General features: G+C 55.3%; 11 protein-coding genes. All 11 read right to left on the bottom strand.

Features of this window, described 5'->3' with window-relative positions; genetic code table 11:
• The 11 genes from KBZ14_RS04475 to KBZ14_RS04525 all read right to left on the bottom strand — a co-directional run bounded on the left by KBZ14_RS04475 (position 1) and on the right by KBZ14_RS04525 (position 11,785).
• Positions 1–801: a Gfo/Idh/MocA family oxidoreductase gene (locus tag KBZ14_RS04475; protein WP_255117114.1), complete on the bottom strand. Its 801-nt coding sequence runs from the start codon at positions 799–801 to the stop codon at positions 1–3.
• A gap of 173 nt (positions 802–974) precedes the next feature.
• The gene (locus tag KBZ14_RS04480; RefSeq protein WP_255117115.1) at positions 975–1,844 is read right to left on the bottom strand and encodes a polysaccharide deacetylase family protein; all 870 of its coding nucleotides are present in this window, start codon (positions 1,842–1,844) and stop codon (positions 975–977) included.
• 59 nt (positions 1,845–1,903) lie between these two features.
• A complete protein-coding gene (locus KBZ14_RS04485; RefSeq protein ID WP_255117116.1) occupies positions 1,904–2,671 on the bottom strand; it encodes a formyltransferase family protein in 768 nt (255 codons plus the stop codon).
• The gene (gene asnB, locus KBZ14_RS04490) at positions 2,668–4,473 is read right to left on the bottom strand and encodes an asparagine synthase (glutamine-hydrolyzing) (protein ID WP_255117117.1); all 1,806 of its coding nucleotides are present in this window, start codon (positions 4,471–4,473) and stop codon (positions 2,668–2,670) included. The genes KBZ14_RS04485 and asnB (KBZ14_RS04490) overlap by 4 nt, the downstream gene beginning before the upstream one ends.
• Complete coding sequence (locus KBZ14_RS04495; RefSeq protein WP_255117118.1) at positions 4,461–5,663, bottom strand: glycosyltransferase family protein; 1,203 nt, start codon at positions 5,661–5,663, stop codon at positions 4,461–4,463. Before KBZ14_RS04495 ends, asnB (KBZ14_RS04490) begins: the two co-directional genes overlap by 13 nt.
• A complete protein-coding gene (locus KBZ14_RS04500) occupies positions 5,663–6,385 on the bottom strand; it encodes a WbqC family protein (protein ID WP_255117119.1) in 723 nt (240 codons plus the stop codon). The genes KBZ14_RS04495 and KBZ14_RS04500 overlap by 1 nt, the downstream gene beginning before the upstream one ends.
• Positions 6,382–7,152 (bottom strand): polysaccharide deacetylase family protein, encoded by a 771-nt coding sequence (locus tag KBZ14_RS04505; RefSeq protein ID WP_255117120.1) that lies wholly within the window; start codon positions 7,150–7,152, stop codon positions 6,382–6,384. Before KBZ14_RS04505 ends, KBZ14_RS04500 begins: the two co-directional genes overlap by 4 nt.
• A 4-nt stretch (positions 7,153–7,156) precedes the next feature.
• Entirely contained in the window at positions 7,157–7,732 is a 576-nt protein-coding gene (locus tag KBZ14_RS04510) for an acyltransferase (RefSeq protein ID WP_255117121.1), read from the bottom strand.
• Positions 7,717–9,612, bottom strand: a complete 1,896-nt coding sequence (gene asnB, locus KBZ14_RS04515) for an asparagine synthase (glutamine-hydrolyzing) (RefSeq protein WP_255117122.1) — start codon at positions 9,610–9,612, stop codon at positions 7,717–7,719. Before asnB (KBZ14_RS04515) ends, KBZ14_RS04510 begins: the two co-directional genes overlap by 16 nt.
• 3 nt (positions 9,613–9,615) lie before the next feature.
• Positions 9,616–10,665, bottom strand: coding sequence for a class I SAM-dependent methyltransferase (locus tag KBZ14_RS04520; RefSeq protein WP_255117123.1), 1,050 nt, complete (start codon positions 10,663–10,665; stop codon positions 9,616–9,618).
• Positions 10,637–11,785: a DegT/DnrJ/EryC1/StrS family aminotransferase gene (locus tag KBZ14_RS04525; RefSeq protein ID WP_255117124.1), complete on the bottom strand. Its 1,149-nt coding sequence runs from the start codon at positions 11,783–11,785 to the stop codon at positions 10,637–10,639. Before KBZ14_RS04525 ends, KBZ14_RS04520 begins: the two co-directional genes overlap by 29 nt.
• Between the last annotated feature and the right edge of the window lies 1 nt (position 11,786).

Raw genomic sequence — 11,786 nt, forward strand, 5'->3', positions numbered from 1 at the left:
TCAGGTGAATCGATAAGGGGGCTGCGCACCGCCGGCTTGAAGGATCTCGTCCAGCAGGCGGTGCGTCACGAGCGCCTGCTCCAGAACGGGAAGGTCGATCCTGCCGAGTGCCCAGTCCTCGGTAACGGCATCCATTGCCGGGAGTTCAAGACGTCCCTGCTCGACGATTTCGTAATCGGCGCCGTAGCGATAGAAGGGCATCGTGCTGTCGGCGTTGCGGCGCGATATCTTCCACTGCATCTCGTTGTAGTCGACCTGCGCCATGAAATGCTCGCCGCGGACGGTCATCACGACGTTGGCGCTGCTCTCTGCAGAAAGCGACGCCAGCAAGCGCCCGCGCGGTCCAACCAGCATGAAATCGCCGCCAAAATCCTCAAACTGTGGGCCGCGCCCGCTCTTCACCGTCTCGGCCGACAAGCTCGCCCAGCTCACGGCGGGCAATTCGTCACCAGACAGGCAGAGAAAGGTGTCCAGATAGTGGATGCCCATGCAGCCGAGTCCGATCGCACCACCATTCAGCGTCATCGCGAACTCCTTTTCCCGCAAACACATGTGGGCTAGGTACTGCACGTGCGGCCAAGTGCGGCGGATGAAATTCACCTGCGTAACGTTTGCCACACCGCGACCACGGGCAACATCCAGAAACCGGTCGTATTCAGCCGGATCAGCCGACAGCGGTTTTTCGAGGAATATCCGGCTCGCAGAGGCTACGTTCAGAAAACTAGTGAAATTGGCCAGCCGGTCCGGGGTCGTCTCCGCAAATACGGCCACACCAAACTTGCCGGTCGGGCGGTCAACCATGCTCAGTTTTCCGGAATCGAGCCCAGCTTCCTGTAACTCTCTTCGCGTGACGTCCAAAACGGCAGGATTAGGGTCGACTGCAACAACGCTGAATCCTGCGCGAACTAGCCCCTTGACATGGCGCCGCCCCATCGCACCTAGAGCGGAAACAAATGCTGTGTCAAACCTTGCTTTCATTGTTCTCCCAGTCTTTCGTTGTCACCAGCCCCAACGACAAGCCAGCGATCCAGATCGTTGACGTCGATCCGCCTAAGCGCCATCGGGTTTGCCTTCACCGGAAGATCATTGATTCCGCGCTCCATAGTAAACCCGTATATGTAACCAGAGGAAGATGCTCGTTCAAATACCTCATGCCCGACGGAAGATTTGCCACCAAACGGGTAAGAAACGCCGGCCGGAAAACTGGTCGTCATTTCCTGGATCAGCCTGCGGGAATACGCGAGTTCATGGAGCATTTGATCATCCCCCAGCGTAGCCAGAGGCAGATGCGAATGCGCGTGGGAGCCTAGCAGCCTCTTCACCGACAATCTGCGCAGGTCGTCAGACGACATATACAGAGAAGCAGCGACCTCGCGTTCGTCACCGAACAGGCTTGCGAAGTATTTGGTCGTCCATGACAGCCGTGCATCCTCTTCAAGCATGAAGTTGAGGAAGTACTTGACCCTGCGACCAAGTCTGTCGTCGTACCTATACTGGATCGCGAGTAGGTCATCGTCGAATTCCTTCGTGCCAAAGGAAAAAGTCTTATCAAGTTCTGCGGCGATTACCACATCCTCAACGCGCGCCCTGATCATCTGGAGCTTATGAACATTGAGAACGAAACGCTCCACGATCGGTGCGGTCGGCACATAGAAGATGGCCGACGCTCCCAGCGCCTCGAGTTGCCCCAGCGCGTCCATCTGCTCGGCCAGACCGTCGTCGAAGGTCAGGATGGCGACTTTGGAATCAGCCGCCAGGCGGCCGGACAGGAACGCGAAGATATCTTCCTCGATGCCGATCCGCCAACCGGCCGAACGAATCTTCAGCACCTCTTCGGCAAGCATCCGGGGAGTCGTCGGGTAGATTCCCCGTCCAGTCCCAGCTTCACGATAGTAGTGATGATTTATTGCGAGTAGCGGCATTCTCTTCGCGCCTCGATTCGTCTTACTTCGGCCTCGGAAAGCCCTACCCCGACATAGGCAAGCGCCTGCAGCAGCGCCGCTTCCGAGAAATCCGACTTGCGATAAAGCTTGCCAGCGATGTCTTCTTGGTAGGCAGGCCGTATACATCCTTCTAGATATGCAGACACTACAGAGGGAAATTGATCAATTGAGTCGCGGATCAAGCGGGAGGTGATGTCATAATACGTCTCCCCCGACCACAGGTCGGGGTCAATCCTCGCAAGAATTTGGCCTGCATCGACCTTGGACGTGGCCAGGTGGATCGTTGTTCCGAGATATTCCAGCTCACGATTGACGAAGGGCCAGAACAGGGTTGCCGACCCTCTGTAGAACGGAGACAACCCGAGATGCAGGTTGACAATCTTCGCGGGAAAGGCATCCAGCCAATGCTGCCCGAGGATAACGGTACCGAACAGGCAGAGCACATCGAAGCCCTGCCACCCGGCCCAAGTCACGAGGTCCGGGGCATTGATATCGCCGACCTGACGCATATCCGGACAGGGCGCATCGACCGCATCGGCAAACCACAGTTTCTCGGCAGCAGCAATGCTTTCAAAGTGTGCGCACACGACCGCCGACTGGTCGCGCTGTTGCGCATAGTAATTTTTCTTTTCTTCAACGAGCGTCGTAGGCGCATCGAAACAGCGGGCGACGGCACGGGCGAAATACGCGTGCCGCAAACTATTGCTGGTAAGAATCAAGGCCTTCATCGGCACGCCTCCCTGTCGAGATACTCCCTGGCCCAAAGCTCTAGGTTGACCCACTGCCAGACGAAGAACGAGTTTTCCCGTGCCCCCGAAAGATACTCAGCGTACGCACGACGCGCCTGGCCTGCGTCGACCCAGCCGCGCGCGGCAAAGCGTTCCGATGCGAGAATGGACTCCACCATGGCACGCCACCCTTCAGCCAGCCATTCACGCTGCGGTGTCTGGACAGATCGCTTTCGCGCGTAAGACACGGATGCAGGCGCTCGACGTGCCAAAATGTCACGAAACAGCGCCTTTCCTCCCTTCCGGTTAAGGAGAACTCGGGTGGGTATACCAAACGCGAACTCGACCAAGCGGTGATCCAAATACGGAACCCGCAATTCTCGGGAATGCGCCATCGAGACTCGGTCGTTGAAGCGGAGACCTCGAGGAATCTTGGCGTACAGCAGATCCTGTGCCGCAGCCTGCCGAACCGAATCATCGAATCCACCGTCGCGGCCAGTCAGGTCGAGCAACCCGGCGGACTTCAAGGATGATGAGACCGCCTGCGGACGCAAGCCATCGGTACCGTCGATCGACGCCCCCGCCACGATCGGAGCCGGCGCCTGACCCCAGAATTCCGCGAATTCCCTCTCACGGACGTCCCTGATAGCGGCATCAGGCGACGACGCAACATGTATTTGGTGATACCGCTTGTATCCGAGGAAGGCCTCGTCCACTCCGTTCCCGTCAAGCAGCACAGTGACGTTTTCTCTCGCAGCTGCCTCGTAAAGTGCATTGTAACCACAGACAAAGACGCCACCGAAAGGCTCCGCCTGCGACCGGACAGTCTCTTCAAGGTAGGTGGATATGGCATCAAGATCGAGACTGGCAACGTGGAGGCTGCCGCCGCCTGCGATCTCCCGAACCCACGGCAGTTCGCTATATCCGTCGTAGTCCTGCGTGAAGAGATGCGCATGACCCAGAGTTTCGACCGTTGAACGGACGAGCATCGACGAATCGACGCCACCCGACACGTTCAGACCGACCTCGACATCAGCCACGAGATGTGACGATACCGCCTGCAGGACAAGCGTCTCTGCCCGGTCCGTCAGCTCTTCTTCGGAGACGCCGCTCAGGTCCGGCACGTGCTCCGCAAGGCTGTACCATCGCCGGGTAGCCTCGCCGCCGCTGCGCAGGTCGATCCGAGTCAACGTACCTGGTTCGAGCGAGCGCACGTCCTTAAAGAAGGTACGGGTGCCATGGTCGTAGAGGCCTAGTTCGAGATAGGTCCGGATCGTCGACTCATCGGCCACCGCGGGGCGGAAGCGCAGCAGGGGCGGGATCTCGCTGGCGAAAACCCGTCGCGCGCCGATGGCGACGTGGTAGAGAGGCTTGATGCCGAAACGGTCGCGAACCAGCGTAAGGGCATGCTCTTCCGCATCGTGGATGGCGAACGCGAACATACCGACGAAGCGCGACAGGCAGCCCTCGCCCCAGAGGGACCAGGCGGCCATCAGCACTTCGGTATCACTTTGCGTCCGCCACGGCCAGCGGTCGGCCATCTCTTGGCGCAGCTCCCGGAAGTTGTAGATCTCGCCGTTGTAGACAAGCGCCCAGCGGCCGCAGGGCGAAACGTACGGCTGGTTGGCGCCGTCGGTGGTATCGATGATCTTCAGTCGGGCATGCGCGAGATGCAGCCGGTGATGCTCGCGCCAGAGACTAGCCTGTGCATCAGGTCCACGATGACGGATGTCGGCCAGCGCTAAGGCCAGCGGCGCATCGGCGAGGCCGGAAGGATCCCAGGTGGCGATCAGGCCGCACATGGCGAAACCTCGTCAACTAAGTATTCACCATGGCACCAACGGGCACCGCGATAGGTTCCCGCAACCATTGAACGCAGGCAACGTTCGATCTGCTCACCGCGCGCAGCCATCGAATGCCTAGCGATTACCAATTGCTGGCCTGTCCTTGCAACCTTCTGCGCGTCCGGGCTAAACAGCCATTCGGACAGAACGTCGAGCAGCGCGTCGGGCTCCGCCTGCACATAGTGGCGCCCGATTTCGAAACCAAGATCAGCATATCCGGTGCAAGGGTTGCAGATTAGCAAACCGCCCGCGGCGGGAATCTCAAAAAACTTGCGGATGGGCATCCCAAAACCGCCACGCGCAGTATAAATGCAGCGCGTTTCGAAAAGCGTCTGCTGGAAGAAAAGATTATATAGACGCAGCGCCAACGGATGGGAGTAGGCTGGCAGACCTAGTCGATTAGCCAGTCGGTAGAAATGGAAATAAACCTTCGACGCGCTGCGCAGCCGGTTTCCGGAAAGCCGCCTGACAGCATCCTTGCGTAATAGGTACTCGGCGCCGGGAATGGCGACTTCATAGGGACGCACGGCAAGTGGATCGAAGCAGTATTCCTGCGGTCCGACGAAATGGGTAGCTGTGACGATCCGTTCCGGATGTCGACGCAGGAAATTCAGCCATACGTCGGTAAACCGGCCCACCTTGCGAACATAATGCTTTTCACGGCTGGCAAAATCGGGCAGGTCTGCCAGTGCCAGCACGAACTGGTCGTTGGGGCCGAGCACAGAAATCGAGTGTTTAAGCAGTACATCGACCTGTTTTTGGGAAGCGGCGTAGTAGTCGAAGTTGAGTAGAGAGATCAGACGTACGGCAAACGGCAGTTGTCCGAACTCAAGCCGCACGTCGGCAAAGAATGCCAGAAGGCTCCGATCAGACAGGCGGTGGGAAGCATAACGTCGCAGGAAGGCGGCCGCTCCAATGTCATCATCCTCCCCCTCACCGAGGAAAGGCGTTGCTGGCCCAAGCATCGCCACATCGAAAGGTCCGTATCGGCCGGCGAAAGCCTGAAGCCCGCCCGCAAGCACCCCTTCATCGACGAAGCCTGGGCCGTAAAAGCGAGCGCCCGGGAAACGCTCCCGGACAAGTGCCGGCAGAAGATTAGCGGTGGGATTGATGTGCCAAACGTTGGCATCTAGGTAGAGAACCCGCACTATTGCCCCCTAGAGTGACGTTGATAGTCGGCAACAGCGTCACAAATTCGTATCAGTCCCACCCGGCCAAGACCATATAGGACCGAGTAACGTAAGGCTTCTCCGAACAGGGCACCCCCGATGGAGTAGTCGATTCGGTGCAAATGGATGCCAGCGTCTTCCAGCATTGCCTCGTCCTGATAGCTGTCAGCACCCTGCCCGCAGAGGTAGTTACGCGACTCCAGTAGGCGGCAGCGCTCAATCAGTCGTTCATTGCGATGGAAGGCCTCCAATCGAAGATCCGTTCCGCGCCACACAGCCGTGCGTATACCAAACGAAGCGGCCAGATACTGGTTCATGTGAATGTTGAGATCGGCCACCATATCGTGCTGCGCGTATGCACGCTCGAATTCGTCGATCACCGGCTCAACATCGGCGAAGTGTGGCAGACCACCGAAATTGATGCGTAGCGTCTTGGAGAGACGGATGAGCGTGGCTGCATCCTTTACGTAACGCTTGTCGGCAATGCGCGCATCATCACCCTTCTTGACTGGCAATGTAAGGAAGGCAGCTTCTTGGCGGACGGGAATCTCAACGCGGTTTACATAGCACTGCTTGGGGAACTGGACGTCATCGGAATAGACGAACAGATCACACTTAAGCATCTTCTCGAAATAACCGAACCAAGGAAGAAAATTTGGCTGATGGCCAGCAACGAGCAGGTCACGACAGGGATCGCTCATGGCTGAACTCCAATGTTGGGACGGTTGTTTTCTGCGAGCAGGCCATCGTAAAAGCTACTGCAGAATTGCGCTCGTCCTTCGATGCAGCGCTGCAGTCGTTGTCGTGGCGGCATCGGCTCCGCCTGCCACCACTCGGGATGAGTCAATGCATACAGCCGGTCGACTGATGAGTCGGCGATCATCTCCAACAGCGAACGGAAGCGCCAGAGGCCATTGCTGTCCGAACAATAGGCATAAGCTGCTCGCATATCAGAGCAGCTGGCATTCACCAGCCCTACCAGGTACGGCTCATTCAGCGATACGCCAACCAGCGTCGTCGGGTTGTGCAGAGTGAACGCGGCGACGCTGCACTCGACGACTTCTTCAAGCACTCTGGCCTCGAAGGCGATGCGACGATCGTAATGCGGGGCGGCTTGATGGGCGCAAACCTCCGCATCGAAATGCAGGCCAATGTCGTGGCCTAGCGCGACGATCTTCCGGAGTATGCCGCCGATTTCGGGCTCGAAGATGCTGTAATATCGGGAGGAGACTTGGACGAAATAGGTCGCAAGAACTCCACTGGCGGCTTCGACCCTAGCCAGTGCTAGAGCACGCTGGGGTGAAAAATCGATGTCATGCCGCCATAGCGCGACCTCGCCTTCGTTCGAGGATTCAGCGAAGCGCAGAAAGCGGTAGCGGGCCGCCGCTGCTGAAACTAGCACGGCATAGGCATCGATGGTGAAATCGATGCCCGTGACTGCATGCGTTGAAAAACCGTTCATAGCCACTAATTTATTTTTGAAAGTAGTCCAAAAGCACCGAGTCTCCCTGCTCGATGACTCGTCCGATTTCTTTTGCAGGCGAACCAGCAACGATAGCGAACTCGTTGACATCACGATTGACAAAACTATTGGCGCCAATGACGCATTTGCTTCCAATCGAAACACCAGGGGCAACAATAGATTGACTGCCTATGTAGACATTGTCTCCAATATCTACTCGCTTAGTGTTGCGTGGGCGTTTGCCGCCAGTAAGAGCCCACATGACAGTATCGTGAGTGTAGATGTGGACGCCACTTGATATAGAACAAAAGCGGCCAATAGAAATGCCGCCACCACTGCCATCTAGCAGGGCATTTGGCCCAATCCATGTAGCGGTACCTACGGTAACCTCGCCAAATACAGATGCGCTATTATAGATGCTGGCATCAGGAGCAAAGCCCAAACGTATAGCACGATCCCAACGATCAAGAATAGTATCCTGGAATGAAAGACTACGCTTGAATCTTTCTCGCATGCTGTTATCGCAATCCAAATAGACTTGTCGCAATAAAGCTAGCAGGTCTTCTGTTTTTAATGGCTGTTCCATGTATTTGCCTCCATGTGTTTCATCCATTCCTCAATCGTAAGTAACGACCAAATAAGTAAGCGACGGTTTTCCTTTCCATCAAGATGATCATTAATAATTGACTGGACTGTTTCACGATCAAGATAATTAAAGATATGCGCATTGCTCCCCATTAGGCTACTGCGTACATAATCAATGCTTTCGCCGCGAAACCAACTGGCATCAGGAGCGGAGAATCCTTTCTTAACGCCATCAGCAATCTCTTCAGGAACGTAACGCTCCATTACACGACGCAATAGAAGCTTGCCATCGCGTGTTTTATGAAAGTATTTAGACGTCTTTGGGCCAGGTTCATTTTCGTCAAGTCGAACAACTTCGCCTAGATTTCCTAGTTTACACTTAACAGGAACTTTCATTGCAAAATCCACAAGGTCATTATCAAGAAATGGAACACGAGTTTCAAGGCCATGCGCCATGCTGATTTTATCCTCAACCGTGAGGAGACCATGCAAGAATGTCTTGGCCTCAAAATATAGCGAATGATTAATATAGTCTTCCGGACGCGTTAGTTGGTGGGCGTGCTCGTGGAAGACCCCACAAAAGATATCGCGCGTAGATACATGAGAAACATCAGGCCAAATTGGCGCAAATATCTTGGAGACGCAATCTGCAGGGAGAAGCCGCTGCCAATACATATGGTATTTGTCGATGTAATGCCGAAAGTCGTCATTAACAACCGCCCGATAATAGCGCCATGGATATCCTGCAAACAATTCATCTCCGCCGTCGCCTGATAATACAACCTTGCAGAACTTACTTGCAAGCTGTGCAACATAGAAGTTAGGGTAGCTTTGGCCAACGCGGGGCTCTTCCAAGTGCCAAGTTAGTTTTGGAAGAACCTGCTGCATATCGCCTGCCTTAAGCACCATTTGATAGTGCTCTGTCTTATAGAGGTAAGCCATGTACTCTGCATTTTCACGCTCATCCATGCCAAGCTCCATCCCTGATGCCGATCGAAGATCGAAACCACAGGTAAATGTGCGCATATTTGGTAACTCTCTTGCTGCAAGCGCCGTAATGGTGCCAGAGTCCATGCCACCGCTCAGATATGTACCTACCTCGACATCGGCAACGAGCTGACGCTTCACAGCTTGACGAAGCAACCTATCTAGCTCTTCACGATATTCTGAGTCACTATTGCAGCTTATTGAATCGGGCTCTGAGAAGTTAAAGTCCCAATAAGTTCCAGTCTGCTGCTCTCCCGTCTCAACTACCGACAACCATGAACCAGCCGGAAGGATGCTGACACCCTTAAAAAGTGTGCGGTCTGTGAAGAAGTTTTGAAATGAGAGATACTCAAAAAGACCTTCTTTGTCTATCGCAGTGTGGCACTCAGGATGGCGAAGTAGGGCTTTAATTTCCGATCCAAATACAAGAGCTCGAGCTGTTCGGCAAACATACACAGGCTTTATGCCATAACGATCGCGTCCAATCAGCAACCGCCGCTTTCGACAGTCCCAAAGCGCGAATGCGAACTGGCCGTTAAAGCGTGCAAGAGCGTCAATGCCCCACTGTGCAAGTGCTTTGAGAACCACCTCACTATCGGTCCTCGAATGGAATTGCCATCCCAACGCTTCAAGCTGGATTCGAAGCTCTTGAAAGTTAAAGATCTCACCATTGTAAGAGAGAACATATCTGCCATCTTCCGTCGACATTGGCTGATGACCTGCGGGCGATAAGTCGATAATAGCTAGACGTCTATGAACAAGACCACATGGACCGTCTGAGAAGAGACCTTCGCCATCAGGGCCTCGATGAGCAATTGCATCGCCCATCCGGCGCAATAGGACTGGTGAAACTGATTCACCGTTGAACTGAAAATAGCCTGCGATACCGCACATCGTTTAGGCCTTGCGAGCAATGATCGTGATACCCGCTTCCTCAATAACTTCGCGCTCAATAATCATCCCCGCTTCGTCACACCATGTCCGAACCTCTTCAGGTGTTTGACGTGTTGCATTGGCGGGCGCATACCAATCAAAATTAATATGGTTCATCTCGTCGAAGGTAAGATCGGATCGGTAAAACATTTTGGCAACATGCCAATAGAAAAGGCGTTGCACGCTGGTTCTTCCAGCGGGGATGCCGAGAAGATCAATGGGCTCTGGTATTTCTATCTCTGCATTCAACTTGCCAAGTGAAATGCCTAGCTGCGTGAGCGGCTCCATCGCTATCCAGGCTTGATCAGGTGACATCGGTTGCAGCCGTTCGCGAATGAAGTCGTCAGCAAATTCACGGATTGGGCCTTTTTTCTTGTAGACATAGAACATGAAACGACCACCCTTTCGAAGCAAAGTGGCTAGCGACTTTAAGGCATGCTCGGTCGAATTTGTATGGTGTAGCACTCCCTCAGAGAAGATTAGATCTACCGATTCAGGAGGCAAGGGCAGTTCGCTTATGTCCGCCTGAAGAAATCCACAGCTATGCCCACGCTCGGCAAAGCGCTGGCGGGCTACATCCACGGCTTCGGAGACATCAACACCGAGATAGCGAATACGGGGAAGCAACGGTTCAAGCAGCTCAAGCCCTGACATGCCGGCACCACACCCTGCATCAATCAATAGCGGCTGCTCCCCATGCTCTTCCAGCCACTTAACCGCTGAAAGATCACCATAACGTTCGATCAGCCAGGCACGCATGCGAGCCAGAGATGAAGGAGAGCCAAACGTCTCTACTTTCTTCCATTTGAAACCGAAGGTTTCACGGGTCTGTGCCTGCTCATATGAAACCAACTTGCTGCTACGAGGCAGGCCATCTTGAATAACAAATGATTGCCCACCCAACGTGAACTGAACGCCTTCATCGAGCGAGGCGACGCCGAGAGTGTCGGCAAGCCATGAGGGCAAAGAAGGCAACATTGCGGGATTAAATGTCATGGAGGCATTGAGCAACATATTTATAATCGTCTTTTGTCATTCTGTTGTGCAGGGGGATGGCCATCGTGTTCGCATCACAGTCACGAGCACCTGGATAATCATCAGGTGAAATGCCACAGCGTTCACGGTAGTAGCCGAGCTGATGCACGGCGTGAGTCCCTGGCCGCGTTGCAATTCCTCGCTCTTGGAGGCGCGCCATGATCTCGTTGCGCGGCAGAGGTGCTGTCTCGGGATCGACGTAAGTGACGAAGGCCTGCCAGGAATGGCGTCCGCCTTCCGCCGGCAGCTGCGGCATGTACAGCCAACTGAGGCCGGCCAATGCGTCGCGGTAGTAGGTGGCCCACTGCTCTCGTTCGGCGATGAAACGATCAAGCTTCTGCAACTGAACCAGGCCGACTGCCCCTTGTAGGTCAGTCATGCGGTAGTTGTAGCCGAGCAGATTGAACTCGGGTAACAGATAGGGGCGTGGCCCCTTGTGACGCTGCTCCTCCGAGATCGAGGCTCCGTGGTTGCGCAGCATGTTCGCTACGTCGGCGAGCGCATCGTCGTTGCTGGTAACCATGCCGCCCTCACCGGTGGTGATCGACTTGCGGGGATGGAAGGAGAACGAAGCGGCCAATCCAAGCGCGCCGGCAGAGATACCTTTGTAGACGGCGCCCGCGGCGCACGCAGCATCCTCGATGATCGGAACTTCCTTCGGCAGCACAGCACGCAGGGCGTCGATGTCGGCACAGAGGCCAAACAGATGCACGGCGATCACCGCCTTGGTGCGCGAGGTGACCCTACGCGCCACATCAGCAGGATCAATGTTGTACGTCACTCTGCTGACGTCAGCAAAGACCGGTGTTGCACCGCAATAGACCACAACATTTGCGGTCGCCACCCAGGTGAAAGCAGGAATGATCACCTCATCCCCGGGGCCGATGCCCATGGCGGCGAGAATCAAATGCAAACCCGTAGTGCAGCTGGTGGTCGCCAGTGCATGCGCGACAGCATGCCGCTTAGCAAAAGCCTGCTCAAACGCAGCAACCTTCGGACCTTGCGTGAGCCAACCGCTCAGAATCGGCTCGCGACAAGCTTGCCACTCCTCATCTGATGTTGAAGGAAGAGAGATTTGAATCAAACGATTCTCGGACATT

Origin of the sequence: Synechococcus sp. HJ21-Hayes, from assembly GCF_024345835.1 — a bacterium.
Taxonomy (GTDB): Bacteria; Cyanobacteriota; Cyanobacteriia; order PCC-6307; family Cyanobiaceae; genus Vulcanococcus.